This window comes from Streptomyces sp. BK340, assembly GCF_007827595.1.
Taxonomy (GTDB): domain Bacteria; phylum Actinomycetota; class Actinomycetes; order Streptomycetales; family Streptomycetaceae; genus Streptomyces.
In genome coordinates, this window is sequence record NZ_VISR01000003.1 from 115,778 (window position 1) to 138,914 (window position 23,137).

22 protein-coding genes are annotated in these 23,137 nt (G+C 73.4%); 16 read left to right on the plus strand and 6 right to left on the minus strand.

Annotation, left to right across the window (positions count from 1 at the left end; genetic code table 11):
* Positions 1–8: 8 nt before the first annotated feature.
* Positions 9–1,055 (minus strand): LacI family DNA-binding transcriptional regulator, encoded by a 1,047-nt coding sequence (locus tag FB157_RS06970; RefSeq protein ID WP_145877055.1) that lies wholly within the window; start codon positions 1,053–1,055, stop codon positions 9–11.
* A 170-nt stretch (positions 1,056–1,225) separates the two neighbouring features.
* On the opposite strand from FB157_RS06970, the gene FB157_RS06975 reads away from it, so the two are divergent.
* Both FB157_RS06975 and FB157_RS06980 read left to right on the plus strand, forming a co-directional pair.
* Positions 1,226–1,888, plus strand: a complete 663-nt coding sequence (locus FB157_RS06975) for a TetR/AcrR family transcriptional regulator (RefSeq protein WP_145877056.1) — start codon at positions 1,226–1,228, stop codon at positions 1,886–1,888.
* Positions 1,889–1,931: 43 nt separating this feature from the next.
* Entirely contained in the window at positions 1,932–3,086 is a 1,155-nt protein-coding gene (locus tag FB157_RS06980; protein ID WP_145877058.1) for an NAD(P)/FAD-dependent oxidoreductase, read from the plus strand.
* A gap of 7 nt (positions 3,087–3,093) precedes the next feature.
* Here FB157_RS06980 and FB157_RS06985 read toward each other — a convergent pair whose 3' ends face one another.
* Entirely contained in the window at positions 3,094–3,774 is a 681-nt protein-coding gene (locus FB157_RS06985) for a TetR/AcrR family transcriptional regulator (RefSeq protein WP_186581385.1), read from the minus strand.
* A gap of 101 nt (positions 3,775–3,875) precedes the next feature.
* On the opposite strand from FB157_RS06985, the gene FB157_RS06990 reads away from it, so the two are divergent.
* Positions 3,876–4,433, plus strand: a complete 558-nt coding sequence (locus tag FB157_RS06990) for an NAD(P)H-dependent oxidoreductase (RefSeq protein ID WP_145877060.1) — start codon at positions 3,876–3,878, stop codon at positions 4,431–4,433.
* A 60-nt stretch (positions 4,434–4,493) separates the two neighbouring features.
* Here FB157_RS06990 and FB157_RS06995 read toward each other — a convergent pair whose 3' ends face one another.
* Positions 4,494–5,498 (minus strand): metalloregulator ArsR/SmtB family transcription factor, encoded by a 1,005-nt coding sequence (locus FB157_RS06995; RefSeq protein WP_398946298.1) that lies wholly within the window; start codon positions 5,496–5,498, stop codon positions 4,494–4,496.
* Between the two features lie 29 nt (positions 5,499–5,527).
* Here FB157_RS06995 and FB157_RS07000 point away from each other — a divergent pair, with 29 nt between their 5' ends.
* Together FB157_RS07000 and FB157_RS07005 are read left to right on the plus strand one after the other, a co-directional pair.
* Positions 5,528–6,931 carry an MFS transporter gene (locus FB157_RS07000; RefSeq protein WP_145877062.1) on the plus strand — a complete coding sequence of 468 codons (1,404 nt, stop codon included), beginning with the start codon at positions 5,528–5,530 and terminating at the stop codon, positions 6,929–6,931.
* Positions 6,871–7,851: an alpha/beta hydrolase gene (locus tag FB157_RS07005; RefSeq protein WP_145877064.1), complete on the plus strand. Its 981-nt coding sequence runs from the start codon at positions 6,871–6,873 to the stop codon at positions 7,849–7,851. Before FB157_RS07000 ends, FB157_RS07005 begins: the two co-directional genes overlap by 61 nt.
* Positions 7,852–7,854: 3 nt before the next feature.
* Here the strand turns inward: FB157_RS07005 and FB157_RS07010 are convergent, their stop codons facing one another.
* Positions 7,855–8,313 (minus strand): (2Fe-2S)-binding protein, encoded by a 459-nt coding sequence (locus FB157_RS07010; RefSeq protein ID WP_145877066.1) that lies wholly within the window; start codon positions 8,311–8,313, stop codon positions 7,855–7,857.
* A gap of 26 nt (positions 8,314–8,339) precedes the next feature.
* Positions 8,340–10,418 carry a xanthine dehydrogenase family protein molybdopterin-binding subunit gene (locus tag FB157_RS07015; protein WP_145877870.1) on the minus strand — a complete coding sequence of 693 codons (2,079 nt, stop codon included), beginning with the start codon at positions 10,416–10,418 and terminating at the stop codon, positions 8,340–8,342.
* A 349-nt stretch (positions 10,419–10,767) separates the two neighbouring features.
* Between FB157_RS07015 and FB157_RS07020 the strand changes: the two genes are divergently transcribed.
* From FB157_RS07020 to FB157_RS07050, 7 genes are all read left to right on the plus strand, one after another.
* On the plus strand, positions 10,768–12,189 hold the full coding sequence (locus FB157_RS07020; RefSeq protein WP_145877069.1) for an amidase: 1,422 nt from the start codon (positions 10,768–10,770) through the stop codon (positions 12,187–12,189).
* 26 nt (positions 12,190–12,215) lie between these two features.
* Positions 12,216–12,434 (plus strand): hypothetical protein, encoded by a 219-nt coding sequence (locus tag FB157_RS07025; protein WP_186581386.1) that lies wholly within the window; start codon positions 12,216–12,218, stop codon positions 12,432–12,434.
* A gap of 133 nt (positions 12,435–12,567) precedes the next feature.
* The gene (locus FB157_RS07030) at positions 12,568–14,058 is read left to right on the plus strand and encodes a flotillin family protein (RefSeq protein ID WP_145877071.1); all 1,491 of its coding nucleotides are present in this window, start codon (positions 12,568–12,570) and stop codon (positions 14,056–14,058) included.
* Positions 14,059–14,273: 215 nt separating this feature from the next.
* Positions 14,274–15,158 (plus strand): polysaccharide deacetylase family protein, encoded by an 885-nt coding sequence (locus tag FB157_RS07035; protein WP_145877073.1) that lies wholly within the window; start codon positions 14,274–14,276, stop codon positions 15,156–15,158.
* A 64-nt stretch (positions 15,159–15,222) separates the two neighbouring features.
* Positions 15,223–15,711, plus strand: a complete 489-nt coding sequence (locus FB157_RS07040; RefSeq protein ID WP_145877075.1) for a hypothetical protein — start codon at positions 15,223–15,225, stop codon at positions 15,709–15,711.
* Complete coding sequence (locus FB157_RS07045; protein WP_145877077.1) at positions 15,708–16,937, plus strand: hypothetical protein; 1,230 nt, start codon at positions 15,708–15,710, stop codon at positions 16,935–16,937. The genes FB157_RS07040 and FB157_RS07045 overlap by 4 nt, the downstream gene beginning before the upstream one ends.
* Positions 16,938–17,017: 80 nt before the next feature.
* Complete coding sequence (locus FB157_RS07050; protein ID WP_145877079.1) at positions 17,018–17,464, plus strand: type II toxin-antitoxin system PemK/MazF family toxin; 447 nt, start codon at positions 17,018–17,020, stop codon at positions 17,462–17,464.
* A 181-nt stretch (positions 17,465–17,645) separates the two neighbouring features.
* Here FB157_RS07050 and FB157_RS07055 read toward each other — a convergent pair whose 3' ends face one another.
* Entirely contained in the window at positions 17,646–18,473 is an 828-nt protein-coding gene (locus tag FB157_RS07055) for a TIGR02452 family protein (protein ID WP_186581387.1), read from the minus strand.
* 275 nt (positions 18,474–18,748) lie between these two features.
* On the opposite strand from FB157_RS07055, the gene egtA reads away from it, so the two are divergent.
* From egtA to egtD, 4 genes are read left to right on the plus strand one after another with little or no spacing between them, the layout of a single operon-like run.
* Complete coding sequence (gene egtA / locus FB157_RS07060; protein WP_145877081.1) at positions 18,749–20,065, plus strand: ergothioneine biosynthesis glutamate--cysteine ligase EgtA; 1,317 nt, start codon at positions 18,749–18,751, stop codon at positions 20,063–20,065.
* On the plus strand, positions 20,062–21,399 hold the full coding sequence (egtB, locus tag FB157_RS07065; protein WP_145877083.1) for an ergothioneine biosynthesis protein EgtB: 1,338 nt from the start codon (positions 20,062–20,064) through the stop codon (positions 21,397–21,399). The genes egtA and egtB overlap by 4 nt, the downstream gene beginning before the upstream one ends.
* Entirely contained in the window at positions 21,399–22,178 is a 780-nt protein-coding gene (gene egtC / locus FB157_RS07070) for an ergothioneine biosynthesis protein EgtC (RefSeq protein ID WP_145877085.1), read from the plus strand. The genes egtB and egtC overlap by 1 nt, the downstream gene beginning before the upstream one ends.
* Positions 22,175–23,137 (plus strand): L-histidine N(alpha)-methyltransferase, encoded by a 963-nt coding sequence (gene egtD / locus FB157_RS07075; RefSeq protein WP_145877087.1) that lies wholly within the window; start codon positions 22,175–22,177, stop codon positions 23,135–23,137. Before egtC ends, egtD begins: the two co-directional genes overlap by 4 nt.

A 23,137-nucleotide genomic window follows, 5' to 3' on the forward strand; every position in this document is an offset into this window, starting at 1 on the left:
AATCCGGCTCAGCTGGACGCGCGCCGGACGAGCGAGGCACCCAGCACCCTGCGCACCTCGGGTTCGCCGCCGGGGTCGCGCACCGCGCGGTCGACCAGTTCCGCGAGTTCACGGCCGGAGGGCAGCTCGATGTGGACGGTGCTGAGCCGGGGCCGCAGCAGCCGGCCGAGCATCAGGTCGTCGGCGCCGACGACTGCGATGTCCTCGGGGATGCGCACGCCCCGGTCCTGCAGGGCGCACATCAGGAGCATGGCGTACTCGTCGTTGTAGGCGAACACCGCGTCCAGCCCCAACTCGGGCCAGCGCGCGGCGAGTTCGGCGGCGGCCTGCTCCGTGTAGGCGAGCGGCAGCGCGGTCACGGTCGCATCCGTGCCGTGCAGGGCCTGGTGCACACCGGCGAGCCGGGGCCGGGAGAAGGACTCCAGGCCCGGCTCCTCGGGGACGATCACACCGATACGGCGCCGGCCGCGGGCGTACAGATGCGTGCCGGCGCAGTGGCCGACGGCATCGTGGTCCATGAGCAGGGCGTGCGCGCCGGCGACGCGTTCGGGGCCGAGGGTCACCACGGCGCGGGCGCCGGACCGCTTGAGCACCTCGACACCCTGCGGACCGAGCCCCGCGCCCGGCACCAGAACGGCGACGGGACGCAACTCGGCCCAGGCGCGGGCGGCTTCGTCGCCCTGGAGGCCGACCGTGCCGTACTGCACGACCGTGTAGTCGAGACGGCCGAGGGCCGACTGGAGATCACTGAGGAAGCGGCTGTAGAGGGGGCCCACCGGGATCGCCGGGGCGGGCATCAGGACCATACGGCTGTGTCCGGCGCGCAGGCTGCGGGCGGCGGCGTGGGGCACGTACCCCAGCTCCCGCGCGGCCTCGCGGACGCGGCGGCGCGTCGGCTCGCTGATCCGTACGGCGCTGGTGTTGTTGAGGACGTAGGAGACGGTCGCGCGCGAGACGCCGGCCAGCCGGGCCACATCGGCACTCGTGGGGACGGAGTGCGGTGCGGGCGCAGCGGACGGGGACGTGTTCGGTATCTGCACCATGACAGACCGCATCTTGGCAGAGGAGCGCCGGGCGGGGGCGGGCGGGGGAAGGTGGTTCACCGCTGAACAAAAGCCCCGTCGGGCAATCGCAGGTCGACCAGCCGTGAACACGCTCGCACCTCATCGGCGAACGTGTTCGCTAGGAACTTGTTCGTGACGAACATGTTCGTTATCGTCGAGGTATGACAGCTTCCTCCCGCTCCCGTCGCGAGCGTCCCGCCAAGCCCGCCCTCACCCGGGAGGGCATCGTCGCCGCGGCGGTGGCCGTCCTGCGCGCCGAAGGGCTGCGGAAGGTGACCATGCGGCGGCTGGCGCAGGAGCTCGACACCGGCCCCGCCTCGCTGTACGTCTACGTCCGCAACACCGACGAACTGCACGCCGCCGTCCTGGACGAGCTGCTCGGCACGGTCGGGCCCGCCCCGCAGGAGGGCACCTGGCGTGAGCGGCTCGAAGGCGTGCTCACCGCCTGCACGCGGATGCTGCTGGAGCATCCGAGTCTGGCCCGTTCGGCGCTGACCGCCCGGCCGAGCGGCCCGCACTACCTGAATCTGATCGAGACGCTGCTCGCCCTGCTCGACGAGGGCGGTGTGCCGCGCGACCGGGCGGCCTGGGGCGTCGACCTGCTGCTGCAGCACGCCACCGCGACCGCCGCCGAGCACGCCGGGGAGGAGTCCCCGGGCGACTGGCAGGCGCTGGACAGCGCCTTGCGCGGGGCGTCCGCGGACACCCACCCGCACATCGCCGCGGCCGGCGACGCCCTGCTGTCAGGTGCCCCGGAGGCCCGGCTGTCCTGGGCCCTCCAGGCGCTGGTCAACGGCATCGAGCGCACCGCCGTACCCGGCTGATCCCCTCACCTCCCGCGATCCCCTCACCTGCCAGGAGGCCACCATGACCACCCCTGCCCACCTGCTCCCCCACCACCCCGTCGCCATAGTCGGCGCCGGACTCGGCGGGCTCGCACTCGCCCGGGTGCTGCACGTGCACGGCATCGAGGCCGCCGTGTTCGACCTGGAACCCTCGCCGGCCGCGCGGACACAGGGCGGCATGCTCGACATCCACGACGATTCCGGTCAGGAGGCGCTGCGCGCGGCCCGGCTGCACGAGGAGTTCCTCGCCCGCGTCCACGTCGGCGGCGAGGCCATGCGGGTGCTCGACCAGGACGGGACCGTCCGCCTGGAGGAGCCCGACGACGGCACCCGCGGGCGCCCCGAGATCGACCGCGGTGACCTGCGCGACCTGCTGCTGGACTCCCTGCCGCAGGGCACGGTCCGCTGGGGCGTGAAGGTGACCGGCGCACGCCCGCTCGGCGCCGGCCGGCACGAGGTGACGCTCGCGGACGGCAGCGCCTTCACCACGGACCTGCTGGTCGGCGCGGACGGCGCCTGGTCCCGCATCCGCCCGCTGCTCTCGTCCGCGCAGCCCGCCTACACCGGTGTGTCGTTCGTCGAGGCGGACCTGCTGGAGGCGGATGTGCGCCACCCCCGGAGCGCCCGGCTGGTCGGCGGCGGCATGCTGTTCGCGCTCGGCGCGGGCCGGGGCTTCCTCGCGCACCGCGAGTCCGACGGCAGCCTGCACGTCTACGCCGCCGTCGAGGCGCCGGAGGACTGGCCGGACGGCATCGACTTCACCGACGACGAGGCGGCCAGGGCGGCGGTGCTCAAGGAGTTCGACGGCTGGGACGACGGCCTGAAGGCACTGGTCGAGGACGCGGACGGTGCGCTGGTGCCGCGGCGGATCCACGCCCTGCCGGTCGGTCACCGCTGGGACCGGGTCCCCGGGGTCACCCTGCTCGGCGACGCCGCGCACCTGATGTCGCCGTTCGCGGGCGAGGGCGCCAACCTCGCGCTGCTCGACGGCGCCGAACTGGGCCTCGCGCTCGCCGCGCACCCCGGGGACACCGAGGCGGCGCTGACCGCCTACGAGGAGAGGATGTTCCCGCGCGCCGAGTTCTCCGCGTCGGAGTCCGCACGCAGCGCCGCGATGCTGTTCCGCGCCGACGCACCGCGGGGGCTGCTCGACATGTTCGCCGCCGACCACGGCTGAACACGGCTCAGCCGGAGCGCTCCGTGCACGTCACCCGGGCCACGAGGTCGTGCCAGCCGGACTCAAGCCGTTGCATCGGCATCCCGCACTGCCGGGTCAGATGGTGGATCAGCGCGGGGTCGAGATAGGCCATCAGCGTCTGGGAGAGGAGTTCGCAGTCGGCGGTGGGCACGATCTGCCTCAGCAGCATCGCGATGTGCGTGCGCAGGGCCTGGAACGAGGGGTGCGAGAACCGGCGGTCCGGCTCCGGCTGGGCGGCCAGCTGCAGGTCCAGCTGCTCGGCCGACCGGTAGAGCACGGCGACACCGAAGGCCCGCAGCCGTTCCAGGGGCGGCGCGCCGGGGCCCAGCGGCGCCGGCCCGCCGAGGAAGTCGGCCTGCAGCTGCCGCGCCGAGTGGTCGAGCAGCGCCATCAGCAGTCCGTTGCGGTCGCCGAAGCGGCGGAAGACCGTCCCCTTGCCCACCTGGGCCGCGGCGGCCACCGCCTCCATCGTCACCCCGGCCACTCCGTGCTCCGCGATCAGCCGGGCGGCGGCCTCCAGCAGCCGGGCGCGGTTGCGGGCCGCGTCGGCACGCAGGCACGGCTCCTCGGGGGCCGGCTCGACCTCCAGCAGCTGAGGGGTCTCGAGGGGCTCCTGGGACTTCGAGAAGGGCGGCATGGCGCTGGACATGAAGCCAGCGTAAAGCATCGGGAATGAAACTGGACCGCGGTCCGGTTAGCCTGATAGAAAGCTAAGCGGACCTCGGTCCGGATCGTGACAGCGATGTTTCACCCCCTTGGAGAACCGCCATGTCTGTTCGTATCCTCGCGCTCGTCGGCAGCCTTCGCGCCGGTTCGCACAACCGCCAGCTCGCCGAGGCGGCCGTCAAGCTCGCTCCGGAAGGTGCCGAGGTCGACCTGTTCGAGGGTCTGGCCGAGATCCCCTTCTACAACGAGGACATCGACGTCGAGGGCAGCGTCCCGGCCGCCGCCGCCAAGCTGCGCGAGGCCGCCCGGGCCGCCGACGCCTTCCTGCTCTTCTCCCCCGAGTACAACGGCACCATCCCGGCCGTCCTGAAGAACGCCATCGACTGGCTGTCCCGCCCCTACGGCGCCGGCGCCTTCGGCGGCAAGCCCGTCGCCGTCATCGGCACCGCCTTCGGCCAGTACGGCGGCGTGTGGGCGCAGGACGAGGCCCGCAAGGCCGTGGGCATCGCCGGCGGCAACGTGATCGAGGACATCAAGCTGTCCATCCCGGGCTCCGTGACCCGCTTCGCCGAGACCCACCCGGTCGACGACGCCGAGGTCGCCGCCCAGCTGACCGAGGTCGTCGCCCGCCTGCACGGCAACGTGGGCGTGGCTGCCTGACCCGCAGGCACCAGCGAGGGGCCGGAGCCGTGCTCCGGCCCCTTTCGCGTGCCGCCGGGGTCACGCCGACGCGAGCCGCTCCCCCAGCGGGCTGCGCCGGTACAGCACCCGGCGGCCGTCCCGGGTGCGGGTGACCAGGCCCGTGGCGTGCAGCACCCGCAGGTGCTGGGAGACGGCGCTCGGTGTCACGCCGAGGCGGCGGGCGAGCTCCACGGTCGGGAGGGGCTCCGCGAGCAGGCGCAGAAGGGTGGTCCTGGGCGCGCCGAGCAGCGAGCCGAGCGCCGAGGCGTCGGGGGCGGGCTCCGGCTCCCACAGGGTGGCGGCGCCCCGGCCCGGATAGTCCAGCATCGGGGGCTCCTCGGCGCTGATCGGCGGCGCCGGTTTGTGCGCGAACAGCGACGGGACCAGCCGCAGACCGCGCCCCGATCCGTCCACCTGGTGATGACCGATCATCTGGTCGATGGTCAGGACGCCGTCCCGCCAGCGCAGGTTCGGATGCAGCTCGGCGAAGAGCAGCCGCGCACCGCCCGTGGCCAGCTGCCGGGCCCGGTGGGTGATGTCCGCCTCCAGCACGAGCCGTATCCGCGGCCAGTGCGGCAGCAGCGCCGACTCCCAGTAGCGCCGCAGCGAGGAACAGATCCCGTCGACCAGTTCGAGAACGTCCGGGTCGCCGGGCGCCGCGGCCCGCCGCAGCGCGTCGGGGAGGACCCTCGGTGCATGGGCGGCGTACAGGTCACGTCGTACGACCTCCACGGGTGTGGCCCGTACGACGGCCAGCTCGTCCTCGATGGTGGGCGCGAACGACGTGGGCCTCGGTGTCAGGAAGTCGGGCAGCGCCAGGCTGTCGCCCACCAGAGCGGACAGCAGCCGCTGGTCGGCCGGTTCGAGCGTGCGCAGGACCGAGGTGCGCCACCGCACGTGGAGCGGGTAGAGGGCGGGGGCGCGCAGCGCGCGCAGGCTGCCCATCACCTCGGACAGCGGGGAGATCGCGAACCGGGTGTCGACGAGGTCGTCGACACCGAGCAGGAAGCTGATCATGTAGCCCCGGCCTACATCCTTTGGCAACGGCCCGTGCATGCCGTGGACTTCGGCACATGTCGGATCACAACGCACCGCAGCGTACCGCGCCCGTTCGCCGCTCCTCCCGGGTCATTGCGCTGCTGGCCGTCGCCTGCGGCGTCGGGGTCGGCAACGTCTACTTCCCACAGGCGATCGCCCCGCTCATGGCGGCGGGCCTCGGTGTCCCACCCGGCACCGCGGCCGGCGTGGTCACCGCGACCCAGTTCGGCTACGCCGCCGGCATCTTCCTGCTCGTCCCGCTCGGCGACCGGCTTCCGCCCCGCCCGCTGCTGGTCACCCTGCTCACACTGACCGGTCTCGGCCTGTGCGCCGCGGCCGGGGCGCCCGCGCCGGCGCCGCTGCTCGCGGCGAGCGTGCTGGTCGGGGCGACGACGGTGATCGCCCCGCTCGCCGGGGCGCTGGCGGCCGGGATGGTGCCCGGGGAACGCCGGGGCGTGGTCGGCGGCACACTGCTGAGCGGCTCGATCGCGGGCATGCTGCTCTCCCGCACGGCAGGCGGAGCCCTGGGCGAGCGGCTGGGCTGGCGTGTGCCGTACGTACTCGCGGCCCTGCTCACCCTCGTGGTCGCCCTGCTCCTCGCCCGCGCACTCCCCGACTCCGCCCCGCCCTCCCGGCAGCGGTATCCCCGGCTGCTCGCCGAGCCACTGCGCCTGCTGCGCACGGAACCGGCCCTGCGCCGCTCCTCCCTCTACCAGGCGACGGTGTTCGCCGGATTCTCCGCCGCCTGGACCGGTGTCGCGCTGCTCCTCACGGGCCCGGTGTACGGCCTGGGCACGGCAGCGGTCGGGCTGCTGGCGCTGGTCAACGCGGCGACCATGGTCGTCACGCCGTTCGCGGGACGCCTGGTGGACCGGCGGGGACCGGACGGGGTGAACATGGTGTGCTTCGTGATCGTCGCCTGCTCGGCGGGGGTGCTGGCCCTGGGCTCGCTCGGCGGTACCTCCGGCCTGGTCGCCCTGGTGGCGGGCACACTGCTGCTGGACGTCGGCATGCAGTCCGGCATGGTCGCCAACCAGGTCCGGATCTACGCCCTCGGCGGGGAGGTCCGCAGCCGCCTCAACACCGCGTACATGACGTGCGCCTACCTGGGTGGCAGCCTGGGGTCGTGGCTGGGCACGCGGGCCTACGGCCGGTTCGGCTGGGCCGGGGTGTGCGCCCTGGTCGCGCTGCTCACCGCGCTGGGGCTGCTACGGCACCTGGGCCGGTTCCGGGCACCCGCCGTCCGGCGGACAGGTTCCGCCGGACGGCGGCCTCCGGGCTCGTCGGGGTACGCGGATCATGACCGCAGGAGCCACCACCGAGCGGACGAGTCGTGCCACGGGTGGCCCGAGCCGCATGAGTCAGGTGAGGAGAAGCCATGCCCCAGGTCCCGCCCCCGCCCCCGTTCGACCCGGAACTCGCCGCCGCGCTGGAGCTGATCAAGGATCAGATCTCGCCCGGGCTCACCATGGAGGAGATCCCCGCCGTCCGACAGAGCGCGGGCATCGAGTTGTCGGGACAGCTCGACCTCACGCTGGGCGGGGCCTTCGAGACGGAGGACCGCACGGTGCCCGGCCCGGCGGGGGCCCCGGCGGTCTCCCTGCTCATCTGCCGCCCCACGTCCGCCGATCCGGCCACCCCGCTGCCGGTGATCTACCACGTGCACGGCGGCGGCATGGTCGTCGGCGACAACCGGGCCGGGGTGGACGGCCCGCTGGCCTGGGGCCGCGAGCTGGGCGCGGTCGTCGTGTCGGTCGAGTACCGCCTCGCGCCCGAGCACCCGCACCCGGCGCCGATCGAGGACGTCCACGCGGGCCTGCTGTGGACGGCCGCGCACGCCGAGGAGATCGGGGGCGACCCGGACCGGATCGTCATCGCGGGCGCGAGCGCCGGCGGCGGCCTGACCGCCGCGCTCGCCCTCCTGCTGCGCGACGGCCAGGGCCCGCCGGTCATCGGCCAGTTGCTGATGGGCCCGATGCTCGACGACCGCAACGAGACCGTCTCCAGCCACCAGATGGCGGGCCTCGGTCTCTGGGACCGGACCGCCAACGAGACCGGCTGGACCGCGCTCCTGGGCGAGCGCCGGGGCGGCCCCGGTGTCCCGCCCCACGCCGCCCCCGCCCGCGCGACCGACCTGTCCGGCCTGCCGCCGGCCTTCCTCGACGTCGGCTCCGCGGAGACCTTCCGGGACGAGGTCGTCGACTACGCCTCCCGCATCTGGCAGTCCGGCGGCACGGCCGAACTGCACGTGTGGCCGGGCGGCTACCACGGCTTCGACGGCCTCGCCCCGCAGGCGGCCGTGTCCCGGGCGGCCCGGGCGGCCCGACTGGACTGGCTGCGCCGCCTGCTGGCCGGCTGAGGGTCAGCCGCCGCTCTCCGCCGCCTTCTTGATCGCCTCCCGGATGCGGGCGTACGTGCCGCAGCGGCAGATGTTCTCGATGGCGTCGATGTCGGCGTCCGTGGGGCGGGGTGTCCGCTTCAGCAGGGCGGTGGCGGCCATGATCTGGCCCGGCTGGCAGAAGCCGCACTGGGCCACGTCGCAGTCCATCCAGGCCTGTTGGACCGGGTGCAGCCCGTCGCCGTCGGCCAGGCCCTCGATGGTGGTCACGGTGCGGTTCGCGCAGTCGGCGACCGGCACCACGCAGGGCTGGATCTCGGCGCCGTCGAGGTGGCTGGTGCAGGCGCGGCAGACGCCCACTCCGCAGCCGTACTTGGGGCCGGTGACGCCGAGCAGATCGCGCAGGACCCACAGCAGGGGCATGTCGGCGGGGGCCTGAACGGTCACCTGTCTGCCGTTGAGAGTGAAGGAGTACGAACGCATGGGTGCCTCGGAGGGTGTGTCGGCGGTCAGAAGGTGAGCGGGAAGCTGCGCGGTGCGGTGCCGGTCGCACGGGCGTAGGCGTTGGCGACCGCGCCGGACGCCGCGGGGACGCCGAGTTCACCGGCGCCGCCCGGCTCCCCGGCCGAGGGCAGGACATGGGCCTCGAAGACCAGCGGGGCATGGCGCTGGCGGGCGTAGCGGAAGTCGGCGAAGCTGCCCTCCCGTACGGCGCCCCGGTCGATGTGCAGGCCCGCCTGCAGGACCACGGAGATGCCGTCGATCGCGGTGCCCATCAACTGGGCCTCCAGGCCACGGGGGTTGACCGCGGTGCCCACGTCGGCCGCCATCACCACCTTGGTCACCCGGGGGTTCTTCGGGTCGGTCGCGTCGATCTCGGCGAGGCAGGCCACGCAGGAGCCGTACTCCTCGTGCACGGCGATGCCCTGGGCGCATCCCGCGGGCATGGTGCGGCCCCAGTGGCCGGCGTCCGCCGCCTTGTCGAGGACGGCCTTGACCGCCTTGTTCCGCAAGGTGGTCCGACGGAAGGCCACCGGGTCCTTGCCGAGTTCGCGGGCGATCTCGTCCACGACGATCTCCTCGGCGGTCCGGACGGTCCCGGAGTCCACCGACCGCCAGGCGCCGAGCGGCACGGCCAGTTCGATGCCGCCCGAATCACCGGACACCCGGCCGAAGTTGTACAGCCCCGTCCGGCTGGGCAGGGGGCCGGACGCGGCCCGCACACCCCCCTGCGCGGACAGGCCGGCGTCGTCGTACGACTCCGACACCGACGCCATCACCTGTTCGAAGGCCACCACCCTGCCGTCGGCCACACTGGCCCGGATCCGGTGCTGGCTGGCCGGGCGCATCCGGCCGTGCCTGATGTCGTCGCCGCGGCTCCACATCAGCTTCACCGGGCGGCGGACCGCCCTGGAGACCAGCGCCGCCTCGATCGCCGCGTCGTAGTTCAGCCGGCGGCCGAACGAGCCACCGGCGCGCACCACATGGACCTTGACCTTCGACGGGCGCAGCCCGACCGCCTGGGCTATCGCGTCCCGCGCGTCCATGGGGGTCTGGGAGGAGAACCACAGCTCCGCGCGGTCGGCGCGGACGTCCGCCACCGCCGTGAGCACCTCCATCGGGGCGTGGCCGACGAAGGCGAACGCGAACTCGGCCTCCACGGGGGTCGATCCGTGCGGCGGGGTGCCGAGCCGGGGCACGGCGGCCTTGAGCCGGGAGCGTATCTGCGCGTCCGACAGGGCGTGCAGCGGGCCGGGCGCCCAGGTGAGGCGGAGGGCGTCCCGGGCGGCGAAGGCGTGGTGGAAGGTGTCCGCGACAACGGCGACACCGCCGGGCAGCCGTACGACCGCGTGAACGCCCGGCAGGGCGCGGGCGGCCCGGTCGTCGACCGAGAGGAGCTTGCCCCGGATCGTCGGCGGCCGGGCCACCACCGTGGGCTTCGCCCCGGCCACCGCCACGTCCCCGGCGTACTTCGCCCGGCCGGTGACGATGTCCCGCGCGTCGATCCTGGTCGTCGGCCGGCCGATCACCCGGTGCCGGGACGCGGGTTTGGGCTTGTCCGGGACGGCGGGGTAGTGGATACGGGCCGCGCTCACGGTCAGCGAGCCGAAGGTGGCCGTGCGCCCGTCCGGGGCGACGACCATGGTGTCGCGGGTGCGCAGGGTCCGGGCGGGCAGGTGCCAGCGCCGGGCGGCTGCGGTCACCAGCTTCGCCCGGGCGGTGGCGGCGAGCTGCCGGGCCGGGCCGTACAGCGAGCTCACCGAACTGGAGCCGCCGGTGTACTGGTTGCCCTTGGTGCGGGCGTCGGCGAGCGGGATGCGCACATCGGTGAGGCGGGCGTCCAGCTCCTCGGCGATCATCATGGCGACCGCGGTGGTGATGCCCTGTCCGACCTCGGCGCGGGGCAGCCGTACGACGACGTGGTTGGTCTCCGTGACCTCCAGGACCAGCATCTCCTCGTCGGTACCTGTCACCAGGACGTGGGAGCCGGAGCCGGCCCGGCCGGACTCGGCGCCCTCCGCTCGCGAAGGGGTGCAGGCGAGCGGGGCGGCGACCGTGAGAGTGGCCGCGGCCACCGTGTACACCATGAATCCGCGGCGGGACGGGCCTGCGGAGGGCAGGGGCTCGGTGCGGTCCAAACGAGGGCTCCTGTCGGCACGTGGGGCGGTCGGGACGCGGCACGCGGGGGCGGCACCTGTCCTCGGGTCGGCTCACTCGAGAGGTAGGAGGGCCCTGGCCGCGCGCCGGTTGCCTGACGGATCCCGATCCGGTCCGCCGTCTCCGGACAGGCCGCCCGGCGACCGGACGCGGGCAGGTTCACGTCGGTGCTGTGAACTTGACTCGATGTCACCTGTGCGAAACCTGTACGGCACCGGCCACTCTGCGGTTACCGTTCAGTAGACATCGTGTCAGGAGGCTCCCGGAGGTGCTCCCGCAATGACGCCCGACCGTGCCGCAGGCCTTGCGGAGTCCGCCCGTGCGCTCGCCGCGGGGGAGGTGAGCTCCCGCACGCTGGTGGAGCGGGCCCTGGCCCGGATCGAGGCCACCCAGCCGACCCTGAACGCCTTCCGGATCGTGCGCACCGAGGCCGCGCTCGCCGAAGCGGACGCGGCCGACCGGGAGTTGGCCGCCGGAGTGCGGCGACCGCTGCTCGGGGTCCCGGTCGCGGTGAAGGACGACACGGACGTGGCAGGCGAGCCGACCGCGTTCGGCTGCCCCGGCGACTTCCCGCCGGTCGCGCGGGACGGGGAGGCGGTACGCCGGCTGCGGGCCGCCGGTGCGGTGATCGTCGGCAAGACGAACACCTGCGAGCTGGGACAGTGGCCGTTCACGGAGGGCCCGGCGTTCGGGGAGACCCGCAATCCCTGGCACACCGGTCACACCCCGGGCGGCTCGTCGGGCGGTTCCGCGGCCGCGGTCGCCGCCGGGCTGGTCCCGGCCGCGCTCGGCTCGGACGGTGCCGGTTCGGTGCGGATCCCGGCCTCCTGGACCCATCTGATCGGTATCAAGCCGCAGCGCGGGCGCATCTCGACCTGGCCGCGCGGCGAGGCCTTCCACGGCATCACCGTCAACGGCACCCTGGCCCGTACGGTCGCCGACGCGGCCCTGCTGCTGGACGCGGCGAGCGGCAACCACGAGCGGGACCCGCACCGGCCGCCCGCGCTCACGGTGTCGGACGCGGTCGGCCGCGACCCGGGCCGTCTGCGCATCGCCCTGTCGCTGAAGCCGCCGTTCACGGCGGTGCCCGCGCGGCTGCGCCCGGAGGTCCGGGCCCGGATCCTCGAACTCGCCGAGAAACTGAGCGCGTCGGGACACACGGTCGAGGAGGCCGACCCGCCCTACGGCCAGATCGGGCTGACCTTCGTGCCCCGCGCCACCGCCGGCATCGCCGACCATGTCCGCGAGACCCCCGACCCCGCCCTGCTCGACCCGCGCACCCGGGACGCGGCCCGGCTGGGCCGGCTGCTCGGCGGGGTTCCGCTGCGGGCGGCCCGCCGCGCCGAAGGGGTCCTGCACCGGCGGATCGGCGCGTTCTTCGGGTCGTACGACGTCGTCCTGTCCCCGACGACGGCCGCTCCCCCGCCCGCGATCGGCGCCCTGTACCGGCTCGGCGGGCTCGCCACGGACCGCGCGATGATCGCCGCCTGCCCCTATGCCTGGCCCTGGAACGTCCTCGGCTGGCCCGGTGTGAACGTGCCCGCCGGCTTCGTCGGCGCACTGCCCGTGGGCGCCCAGCTGCTCGGCCCGGCCAACAGCGAACTCCTGCTGGTCTCCCTGGCCGCCCAGCTGGAGGCGGAGCTGCGCTGGCACGAACGCTGGCCGCCGCAGAAGAAGGACGCCGCCGGCACGGCGGCGTGACCGCGCTCCGCCCGTACCCTGTGAGCATGGACGATGCGTCGATGGTCGGGCTCGTGGGACGGGTGACGGGGACGATCGGGCCGGGGCTGGTCGGCGAGGTGATCGTCCGGGTGCGCGGCGGCGCGGAGCACTTCCTCGCCTACGCGGCCGACGGCACCGGCCGGATCGAGCGCGGCACGGTGGTGATGGTGGTGGAGCACCTGCCGCCGAGGACGGTCTACGTCACTGCCGCGTACGACAGTTGAGCGGGCTCAGCCCCAGGTGAGGGGCGCGTGCGTCAAGATTGCAACAAGGATTCGTCAGCGTCTTCTCGGCGTGTCCACGCAGGCGCACACTCCCTTCGTTCGGTGCCGAAAGGGCACCATGCAAAGGGGGCGAATGCCGATGGTTGTCGGCGTCGTTGCGGGGGCGGTCGTCGTTGCCGTCCTCGTTCTGATCGGTCTGTTCAAGATGATGTGGCGGGTCGCCGAACCGAACGAGGCGCTCATCATCTCCGGGTCCACGCACCGCACCGAGGGGCTCGAGGAGGGCATGGGCTTCCGCATCGTCACCGGGCGCGGCACGCTGGTGCTGCCCGGGGTGCAGGCGGTGCGCAAGCTCTCCCTGGACCTGAACGAGACCGAGCTGCACGTGGACTGCGTGACGCACCAGGGCATTCCGCTGAAGGTCCGGGGCGTGGTCATCTTCAAGGTGGGCGACGACTTCGTGTCGATCGCCAACGCGGCCCGCCGTTTCCTTGACCAGCAGCGGATGATGTCGGAGCGGGTGCACAACGTCTTCGCCGGTCATCTCCGTTCCATCGTGGGCGGGTTGACGGTCGAGGACATGATCCGCGACCGGGAGAAGCTGACCGGGCAGACCCGGGCGGCCTGCGGTACGGAGATGGAGAAGCTCGGTCTGATCGTCGACTCGCTGCAGATCCACGAGATCGAGGACCCGACGGGGTACATCCAGAACCTGGCTTCCCCGCACGCCGCAGCCGTCCAGCGGGACGCGCGCATCGCGCAGGCGGAGGCGAACCGTCTCGCCACCGAGGCCGAGCAGCAGTCGTTCGCCCGGATGGCCGAGGCCACCCGGGACAGCGAGATCCTCCAGGCCGGCTACCAGGCCGAGCGCGACAAGGCGGCGGCACGCGCCCGCCAGGCCGGTCCGCTCGCCGATGCGGGTGCCCGGCAGGAGGTCGTGGTCCAGGAGACACGGGTCGCCGAGCTGGAGGCGCACCGGCGGGAGCAGCAGCTCCAGGCGGACGTCCGCAAGCCGGCCGACGCCAAGGCCTACGAGAAGCGCACGCTGGCCGAGGCCGAGCGGGACGCGCGGATCTCGGCGGCGCAGGCCCAGGCGAAGGAGACGGAACTGGCGGCCGCGGCCGAGGCGACCCGGGTCAAGACGGCCGCGGGCGCCGAGGCGGAGGCCACCCAGACCCGGGGTGCGGCCACGGCCGCGGCGACCCGGGCCACCGGTGAGGCGGAGGCCGCGGCCGCGCAGGCCAGGGGTCTGGCCGACGCGGAGGCGACCCGGGCCAAGGGTCTCGCGGAGGCGGAGACCATCAAGGCCCGGGCCGCCGCCCTCGCCGAGAACCAGGAGGCGGTCGTCGCCCAGCAGCTCGCCGAGAACTGGCCGGAGATCGTCCGGGCCGGCGCGTCCGCTTTCGGCAACGTGGACAACATGGTGCTGCTCAACGGCGCCGACGGCATGGCCGAGATGTTCGCCAAGGCGCTCACGATGGGCGGCACGGGTCTCGGGCTCGCCCGTCAGCTCCTCTCCTCCATGAACCAGAACGGGCAGGCGCAGAACGGCACCGTGCCGTCCCTCAACGGACACACGGCACCGCCGGTGCAGAAGGTGCCGGTGGAGCAGGACGAGGACTGAACACCGACCCGTCCGTCCGTTCCGGGGTCCTCGGCTTTCCGGGGGCCCCGGCGGGCCGTCCCGGGGCACCGCGAGAGCGGCGGACGACGCCTGGGGCAACCCCGACCGAACCCTTACCGCCCCCTTTCCGGTTGCGGCATCGCCACCACGTACGGTTTGCGTGACGGGTGCCGCAAGCCCCGGCTCGAGGAACTTCGACCAGGTGGGGGGCGTGGATGGCTGCCAGTCGACGTGCTGTGCTGACCGGCTTGGCGGGCGGCGTGCTCGCCGGCTGCGCAGGCCCGAAGAGCTCGACGGACATCCGTGTGCCGGCGTCGCCCACACCCTCGGCGACCGCCCCCGGAGCCCCCGCCACCGCCGCCCCCTCGGCCACGGCACCCGCCACCGCGCCCGAGGTCACCCGCGCCGAGATCGTCGCCCGCTACGGGCACTCCGCGCCGCACACCTGGGGGTTCGACGCGCCCGGGGTGACGCACGCACTGCCGGCCACGAAACGCGCGATCGCGCTGACCTTCGACGCCTGCGGCGGCCCGGGCGGCAGTGGCTACGACCGGGCGCTGATCGACTTCCTCCGCAGGCGGGAGATACCGGCGACCCTCTTCATCAACTCACGCTGGATCGACGTCAACCCGGCCGTCTTCCGCAGGCTGGCAGCCGAGCCGCTGTTCGAGATCGCCAACCACGGCACCCGGCACCGCCCGCTGTCCGTCACCGGACGCTCCGCCTACGGCATCCCCGGCACCCGCGGCGCCGGCGAGGTGTACGACGAGATCGCCGGCAACCGCGCCAGACTCACCCACCTGCTGGGCACCCCGCCGCGCTTCTTCCGCTCCGGCACGGCGTACTGCGACGACGTCGCGGCGCGGATCGTCGGCGACCTCGGCGAACGCTTCGTCAGCTTCTCCGTGAACGGGGACGGCGGCGCGACCTTCACGCCCGAACAGGTCCGTGCGACCGTCTCCTCCGCCCAGGCCGGTTCGATCGTCATCTGCCACATGAACCACCCCGAGGGCGGCACCGCCCGGGGCATCACCGCGGCCGTCCCCCGTCTCCTCTCGGCGGGCCACGACTTCGTCCGCCTCTCGGACGGACTGCACTGACCGGCCGCCCCACCGGGATGACATGCTTCTGACGTGAAGGACCGTCGGACAAAGGGGAGTTCAGGTGCCGGAGCCGGCTCGGACGCAGGCCCTCGTCGTTCTCGACCCGGTGGAACTGCCAGCCGTACATGAGCTGGCGGCCGCCCACGGCGTCGAGCTGCAGCAGGTGCCACGGCGCGGCATCGAACCCGTCACCACCGTCACCCTGGTCCTGATGGGCGCGGCGACCGCCGTCGGCGCCCTGCAGCACGCCCTGGAACAGCGCAGGGGCGGCCAGGTGATCGACCTCAGACCGGGCGCGCCGCGGGCGATCTACCGCACCCCGGACGTGGTCTACGGAACGGTGGTGCTCCTCGCGGCCGACGGCACGGTGACCGTGGAGGTCAAGGAGCCGGACGGCATGTTCGGCAAGGTGATCTCCGCGCTGCCGAACCTCCTCTCCGCCGGCGGGAATGGCACCGAGCAGGTCACGGCAACCGTCACGGCGAGGTTCGGCGCCGATGTGGAGGTCCGGCCCGCGGCCGGGCGGGCGACGCAGGGCGGTGACGCATGAGCGGGGAAACGGGCCGGGAGCGGCAGCAGGAGGCACAGGACTTCCTCGACCTGCTCAGAGCACAGACGCAGGCCGGGCAGGGCGGGTCCGACCCGTCGCCGGTGACCGGGGCCGCCGTGCGGGGTCTGACCGAACGGCTCCTGCGCGACAGCTTCAACGCCGAGCAGGGCAAGGACCCTCGGGTACGGGCGCAGGTGGAGCAGGAGGCGGCCCGCAATCTGCGCAGCCAGGACGACGTCTTCGCCGAGATGTTCGCGGGGATGCAGGACCACATCGAGCGGACGGCCAAGGCCCGGGTCCAGGGCGGCGGCCTGGACTTCGCGGCACTGCGCCCGCTCATCGGCCATCTGCGCACCGGGCAGCTCAACGCGGTGAGCATGCGGGTGCCGGGCCGCCACGGTGCCCATCTGGTGCTCGTCGAGGACCAGATGCCGCTCTTCTCCTCCAAACTCAGCAAGGCGGTCGCCTGGGCCTTCCCCTACGGACCGGCCGCCGCCGAGGGCCTGATCGACGTCCAGTGGAACCTGGCCGCCGCGGTCGAGCGGATCGAGACCGTGCCCGAGGTCGCCGAGCGCTTCACGGACATCGTCGTGGCCTACGCCGTCTCGGGCCGGGTGGGTGACGCGGGCCACCACCTGCTGCCGCCGGGCCCGTTCAACCTCGCCGGGATGCTGCGTGACGCCCTCGAGTACTTCGTCATGGGCCACGAGTACGCCCACATCCTCAGCGGCCACCTGAACTCCGCGGTCCGGCGCAGGGGTGTGCTGCCGGTCGAGGAGGCCGAGGTACTGGCGTATTCGTGGGGGCAGGAGTTCGACGCCGACCTGATCGGCATGGTCCTGTCCCTCAACGCCGGGATCGAGTACGACAACCGCGACCTGTGGGTGGGGTTCCTGGGCGTCAGTCTGTTCTTCGACGCCCTGGACGTGATGGACCGCGCCGTCGCCCTGCTGCAGACGGGCGACGAGCACGCCCGCCAACTGGGCTCCCACCCGCCGTCCGACGTGCGCAAGCAGCGCCTGAGCGCGGTCCTGCCGCAGATGGCCGATGCCGGCAGGGTACGGATGACGCTCGAACTGGCGGACATCCAGGGGCAGATCATCCGTGAGCTGTGGGCGCGCGCCCGCCCGGCCCTGCTGAGTATGCACCGGCGCGGCGTGCTGACGGCCCGGACCTGGCGGACCATCCCGAAGGAGACCGGGGACCCGGGGCCCGCGCCGGCCTGAGGGCTCCGGCCCGTGGCGGTCACGGGCCGCAACCGGAGGGCGGTTGCCCAACTGCTGGGCGTACGCCCTAAGGTGCCCCCGTGACTGCCTTTACCGACGAAGACATCCCCGGCCGCCACGGCCCCTCCGCCACCACCGAGGCCGACCCGCGCGAGGTCGGCAGGGTGCGCACCGAGTACTCCCCCGCCCACGACGGCGACCCCGACCCGGGCGAGATCGTGTGGACCTGGGTGCCGTTCGAGGAGAACGACGGCCGGGGCAAGGACCGCCCGGTGCTGGTCGTGGCCCGGGAGGCGGCGGGCACCTTCCTCGCCGTCCAGCTGTCCAGCAAGCGGCACGACGGCGACCGGGAGTGGGTGGCCATCGGCAGCGGGCCCTGGGACCGGTCGGGCCGCGACTCGTGGGTGGACGTGGACCGGGTGCTGAGGCTGCACGAGAAGGGCATGCGCCGGGAGGCGTGCGCGATCGACCGGATGCGGTTCAACCTCGTCCGCCAGCGGCTCCACGAGCGGTACGGCTGGACCTGACACCCGCTAGGTCCTGTCGTCAAATTCCCGTCGTCGCCCGAAGGGCGGCCTCGCGGCGTCTGGTGCGTGCTCTCGGCGTGCCGGGCGGAAGTCCTCGTACTGGACGTACTTGGGCTTTCGCCCGGTGCGGCGAGAGTGCGTGCCAGGCGTCGTGGGGCAGACGGGAATTTGACGACAGGGCCTAGGGCTGCGGCAGGTCCTGCGGAAACGCCCGTACGAAGGCCTCCCGGACCGTCGCTCCCGGCGTACGGTCCAGGACGCCGAACACCACGTGCTCGAACATCCGAGCGAACCTGCCGCCGGGCCCGAGCAGCGTACGGAAGGCGCCCGCGACCTGCGCCGGATCGTTCTGGAAGACACCGCACCCCCAGGCGCCCAGCACCAGCCGCCGGTATCCGTGCGCGGCCGCGGTCTCCAGGACCCGCTCGGCCCGCCGGGCCAGGGCGGCCGGCAGTTCACCGGCGCGCTCCGGTGCCGTACGCCGCAGAACGCCCGCGTTGGGGGCGGCGGCGGTCAGGAAGCCCGCCAGGTACGGCTCCGGCAGCAGGCGGCCCCGGTCGTCGCGGAACACCGGGACGGCCGGGGTGTGGATCACCCGGTCCGTGTAGAGCGGGTCGCGGTGGGCGCGGTGGTGGTCGTAGTACTCCCGGGCCTGAAGCAGGCAGGTGTACAGCGCGGAGGCGCGGCACAGGGCCTCTTCCTGGGCCTGGGCGCCGTTCAGATAGCCGCCGCCGGGATTGCGGGCCGAGGCGAAGTTCAGCACCGCGACCGGGGCGCCCGCGAGCCGACGGGCGGCTTCCAGACTGCTCTCGCCCGTGACCTGGAACAACGTCTCCGCATCCGCCGTCACGGACACCGGCACCGGCCCGGGGCCGTACATCCGCGTACCTGCCCGGGCGGCCTCGGTCGCCGCCGCCGTGGAGACCTCCCGGCCGTCCGGCAGGCGGTATCCCCCTGACGCCACGATCTGCTCGGTCTCCGCGGCGATGCCGCGCAGGCGCGCGCTCACGGCGCCACCCCCGTGGGCGCCGTGACCGCGGCCCGCGCAGCCTCCCCCGTCGTGCTCATACAGGCATCCTGGGTGATGCTGGTGATGCGGTGCAACGGAGTTTCCGGGTCCCGGAACGGCCTGGAAACGCCCAAGAAAAGGGAGATTACCGATCCCGGACGTGCCGATGGGCACCCTTGTGCGAATCGTTGCGAGGGTCTTGGGTGGGACGAGTGCCTGTCCGGCTCACCGCACGCCGGGCCGGTGGCATGGTGGAATCTCAGGAGGATCCCGACATGTCCGACTCAATGACCGATGGTGGCGACTGTACGGAGCACCGCACAGCCCTCACCGAAGCCGAGGTCGAAGCCCTCGTCCGAGGCATCTGTTTCAAGACAGGCCCGCCCCGCACGCTCGGGGTCGAAGTGGAATGGCTCGTCCACGAGCTGCGGCAGCCGCAGCTCCCGGTGACACCCGAACGACTCGAAGCGGCCTACGCCACCCTGCGGAGCGTGCCGCTGAAGTCGCCGCTGACGATCGAACCCGGCGGCCAGCTGGAGCTGAGCTCCCCGCCCGCCACCTCCTTGATGGAGTGCATAGACACCGTCTCGGCCGACCTGGACACGGTCCGCACGGTCCTCGCCGAGGACGGCCTGGGACTCGTCGGCGTCGGCCACGACCCCTGGCACCCACCCCGCCGCTTCCTGCGCGAACCGCGCTATGACGCCATGGAGGCCTGCCTCGACCGCACCGGCACGGCCGGCCGGCACATGATGTGCACCTCGGCCTCCGTCCAGGTGTGCGTGGACGCCGGCTACGAGGAGCCCGGGCCGCTCGGGCACGAGCGGCGCTGGCAGCTGGCGCACCTGCTGGGCGCGGTACTGGTGGCCGCGTTCGCGAACTCCCCGCTGATCGGCCGGCAGCCCACGGGCTGGCGGTCCACCCGGCAGCTGCTGTGGATGGAGATCGGCGTCGCAGGCCGGGCGGGCGGTCCCCCGCCGGACGGCGAGCCGCGGGACGCCTGGACCCGGCATGTGCTGGACGCCCCGGTGATGTGCGTCCGCAACGACGGCGGTCCGTGGGAGTTGCCCGAGGACCTGACCTTCCGCGAGTGGACCCGCTCGCGGACACCCCGGCCGCCCACCCGGGCGGATCTCGACTATCACCTCACCACCCTGTTCCCGCCGGTCCGGCCCCGCGGCCACCTGGAGCTGCGCATGATCGACGCGCAGCCCGGCGAGGACGGCTGGATCGTGCCGCTCGCGGTGGCGGCGGCGCTGTTCGACGACCCGGAAGCCACCGAGTCCGCGCACCGGGCGGTGAAACCCCTGGCGGCGCGGACGCTGAACCTGCCCGCCCCGCACAATCCGCTGTGGACCGACGCGGCCCGGTACGGGCTCGCCGACCCCGAGCTGCGCGAGGCCGCCGTCGCCTGTTTCGCGGCGGCGCTGGAGGCCCTGCCCCGGCTCGGTGCCACACCCGCGGTCATGGACGCCGTGGCGGCCCATCTCCACCGCTACGTCGTCCGGGGCCGCTGCCCGGCCGACGACCTGCTGGACCGCCTGCGCGACACGGACCGTCGTGCCCACGGGAGGAAGGACATCCGCACATGACCGCCCCGGAGACCGAGGTCACGGACACCGAGCACGACAGCGAGGCGCTGCGCGAGCGTGCGCTCGCCTCGCTCACCACCGCCCGCGCCCGCACGACGCTGCTGACCAGCTGCGTCGAGGACCCCGACCTCACCGCGCAGCACTCCCCGCTGATGTCGCCGCTGGTGTGGGACCTCGCCCACATCGGCAACCAGGAGGAGCTGTGGCTGCTGCGGGCGGTCGGCGGCCGGGAGGCGATGCGGCCCGAGATCGACGGCCTGTACGACGCGTTCGAACACCCGCGCTCCGAGCGGCCCTCGCTGCCGCTGCTGCCGCCAGCCGAGGCCCGCGGCTACGCGGCCGAGGTGCGCGGCCGGGCCCTGGACCTGCTGGGAGCCGCGGACTTCCACGGCAGCCGGCTGACCGAGGCCGGGTTCGCCTTCGGGATGATCGCGCAGCACGAACAGCAGCACGACGAGACGATGCTGATCACCCATCAGCTCCGCAGGGGCCCGCAGGCCCTGACCGCCCCCGACCCCGAGCCGGCCCCGCTGTTCACGGGCCCGGCCGAAGTCCTGGTCCCCGGCGGCCCGTTCACCATGGGCACCTCCACCGAGCCGTGGGCGCTGGACAACGAACGCCCGGCGCACCCGGTGGACCTGGCGCCGTACTGGATCGACACGACCCCGGTGACGAACGCGGCGTACCGGGCGTTCATCGAGGACGGCGGCTACGACACCGAGCGCTGGTGGACGCCCGAGGGCTGGGCGCACGTCCGCCGGCACTCCCTCACCGCCCCGCTGTTCTGGCGCCGCGACGGCGGCCAATGGCTCAGGCGCCGCTTCGGGGTCACCGAGGTCGTGCCGCCGGACGAGCCGGTGCTGCACGTGTGCTGGTACGAGGCGGACGCCTACGCCCGCTGGGCCGGGCGCCGGCTGCCCACCGAGGCCGAATGGGAGAAGGCCGCCCGGTACGACCCGGCCACGGGCCGCTCCACCCGCTACCCGTGGGGCGACGCCGACCCGGCGCCCGAGCACGCCAACCTGGGCCAGCGGCACCTCAGGCCCGCTCCCGCCGGCAGCTACCCGGCCGGTGAGTCCCCGCTCGGCGTCCGGCAGCTGATCGGGGACGTGTGGGAGTGGACGGCGAGCGACTTCCTGCCGTACCCGGGCTTCCAGGCGTTCCCGTACAAGGAGTACTCGGAGGTGTTCTTCGGCTCCGACCACAAGGTGCTGCGCGGCGGCTCGTTCGCCGTGGACCCGGTGGCCTGCCGTGGCACGTTCCGCAACTGGGACTACCCGATCCGGCGGCAGATCTTCTCCGGGTTCCGCACCGCCCGCTCGGAGGACGTCTGATGTGCCGTCATCTGGCCTATCTGGGCCCCGAGGAGCCGCTCGGCCGCCTTCTCGTGGAGCCCCCGCACAGCCTGTTCCGGCAGTCGTGGGCGCCCCGGCGGCAGCGGTACGGGACGGTCAACGCCGATGGTTTCGGGGTGGGCTGGTACGCCCCGGGCGATCCGGTTCCGGCCCGCTACCGGCGGTTCGGGCCGATCTGGGCGGACCCCTCCTTCACCGACCTGGCCCGGGTCGTGCGCGCCGGTGCCGTGCTGGCCGCCGTACGCGACGCGACCCGGGCGGGCGCGGACGGCGAGGCAGCGGCGGCGCCCTTCGCCGCCGACCGGTGGCTGTTCAGCCACAACGGCGCGGTCGCCGGCTGGCCGGACTCGGCCGCACCGCTGGTGTCCGTCCTGCCGCCGGTCGAGCTCCTGTCGCTGGAGGCGCGCACCGACTCGGCGTTCGTCTGGGCGCTGGTGCTGCACCGGCTGCGGCTCGGTGACGACCCGGCCGGCGCCCTCGGCTGGGCGGTTCGCGAGCTGGCCGAGGCGGCCCCCGCCTCCCGGCTGAACCTGCTGCTCACCGACGGCACCACCATCACCGCCACCGCCTGGGGCGACAGCCTCTGGTACCGCACGGAGCCCGGCACCGGCACGGTCGTCGCCTCCGAACCGTATGAGGACGACCCGCTCTGGCAGGAGGTCCCCGACCGCACCGTGCTCACGGCGAGCCGCACCGGCGTGCTGTTCGCCCCGCTCGAGGATCCGGCGTCAGTACCATCGAAGGAGCCCTGTACGTGAGTCCCCTGCACGTGACCCGCACCCTCCCCGAGGACGCGACGGACGCCGCGCTGCGCGCGGACGTCCTCGCCGGCCTGACGGTCAACCCCAAAACGCTGCCGCCCAAGTGGTTCTACGACGCCCGGGGCAGCGAGCTGTTCGAACAGATCACGGAACTGCCCGAGTACTACCCGACACGGGCCGAGCGCGAGATCCTCGTCGCCCGGTCCGGCGAGATAGCCGCCGCGAGCCACGCGCGCACCCTGGTCGAACTGGGCTCCGGATCCTCGGAGAAGACCCGCTATCTGCTCGACGCGCTCACCTCACTGGCGGCATACGTACCCGTCGACGTCAGCGAGAGCGCCCTCACCCAGGCCGGGCAGGCGCTCATCGAGGAACGCCCCGGGCTCGACGTGCACGCGCTGATCGCCGACTTCACCGCCCCGCTGGCGCTGCCCGAGAAGCCCGGACCCCGGCTGGTGGCGTTCCTCGGCGGAACGATCGGCAACCTGCTGCCCGCCGAGCGGGCGAAGTTCCTGGCCTCGGTGCGCGCCCTGCTCGCACCGGGCGACGCGCTGCTGCTCGGCACGGACCTGGTCAAGGACGAACAGGTGCTGGTCCGGGCGTACGACGACGCGGCCGGGGTGACGGCCGCGTTCAACAAGAACGTCCTGGCCGTCATGAACCGGGAGCTGGGCGCCGACTTCGATCCGGACGCCTTCGACCATCTGGCCCTGTGGGACAGCGAGCAGGAGTGGATCGAGATGCGGCTGCGCTCGCGCACCGAGCAGACCGTGAAGGTGCCCGCGCTGGACCTCGCCGTGCACTTCGCCGCGGGCGAGGAGCTGCGCACCGAGGTGTCCGCGAAGTTCCGCAAGGACGGGGTGAGCACTGAACTCGATGCGGTGGGACTGGAGTTGACCCACTGGTGGACGGACACCGAGAGCCGCTTCGCGCTGTCGCTCAGCGTGGCGCGGTAG

Excerpts from the sequence above, each read along its gene's own strand:
- FB157_RS06970 (WP_145877055.1), bottom strand. The coding sequence starts at position 1,055 with ATGCGGTCTGTCATGGTGCAGATACCGAACACGTCCCCGTCCGCTGCG.
- FB157_RS06975 (WP_145877056.1), top strand. The coding sequence starts at position 1,226 with ATGACAGCTTCCTCCCGCTCCCGTCGCGAGCGTCCCGCCAAGCCCGCC.
- FB157_RS06980 (WP_145877058.1), top strand. The coding sequence starts at position 1,932 with ATGACCACCCCTGCCCACCTGCTCCCCCACCACCCCGTCGCCATAGTC.
- FB157_RS06985 (WP_186581385.1), bottom strand. The coding sequence starts at position 3,774 with ATGCTTTACGCTGGCTTCATGTCCAGCGCCATGCCGCCCTTCTCGAAG.
- FB157_RS06990 (WP_145877060.1), top strand. The coding sequence starts at position 3,876 with ATGTCTGTTCGTATCCTCGCGCTCGTCGGCAGCCTTCGCGCCGGTTCG.
- FB157_RS07000 (WP_145877062.1), top strand. The coding sequence starts at position 5,528 with ATGTCGGATCACAACGCACCGCAGCGTACCGCGCCCGTTCGCCGCTCC.
- FB157_RS07005 (WP_145877064.1), top strand. The coding sequence starts at position 6,871 with ATGCCCCAGGTCCCGCCCCCGCCCCCGTTCGACCCGGAACTCGCCGCC.
- FB157_RS07010 (WP_145877066.1), bottom strand. The coding sequence starts at position 8,313 with ATGCGTTCGTACTCCTTCACTCTCAACGGCAGACAGGTGACCGTTCAG.
- FB157_RS07015 (WP_145877870.1), bottom strand. The coding sequence starts at position 10,418 with ATGGTGTACACGGTGGCCGCGGCCACTCTCACGGTCGCCGCCCCGCTC.
- FB157_RS07020 (WP_145877069.1), top strand. The coding sequence starts at position 10,768 with ATGACGCCCGACCGTGCCGCAGGCCTTGCGGAGTCCGCCCGTGCGCTC.
- FB157_RS07025 (WP_186581386.1), top strand. The coding sequence starts at position 12,216 with ATGGACGATGCGTCGATGGTCGGGCTCGTGGGACGGGTGACGGGGACG.
- FB157_RS07030 (WP_145877071.1), top strand. The coding sequence starts at position 12,568 with ATGCCGATGGTTGTCGGCGTCGTTGCGGGGGCGGTCGTCGTTGCCGTC.
- FB157_RS07035 (WP_145877073.1), top strand. The coding sequence starts at position 14,274 with ATGGCTGCCAGTCGACGTGCTGTGCTGACCGGCTTGGCGGGCGGCGTG.
- FB157_RS07045 (WP_145877077.1), top strand. The coding sequence starts at position 15,708 with ATGAGCGGGGAAACGGGCCGGGAGCGGCAGCAGGAGGCACAGGACTTC.
- egtA (WP_145877081.1), top strand. The coding sequence starts at position 18,749 with ATGTCCGACTCAATGACCGATGGTGGCGACTGTACGGAGCACCGCACA.
- egtB (WP_145877083.1), top strand. The coding sequence starts at position 20,062 with ATGACCGCCCCGGAGACCGAGGTCACGGACACCGAGCACGACAGCGAG.
- egtC (WP_145877085.1), top strand. The coding sequence starts at position 21,399 with ATGTGCCGTCATCTGGCCTATCTGGGCCCCGAGGAGCCGCTCGGCCGC.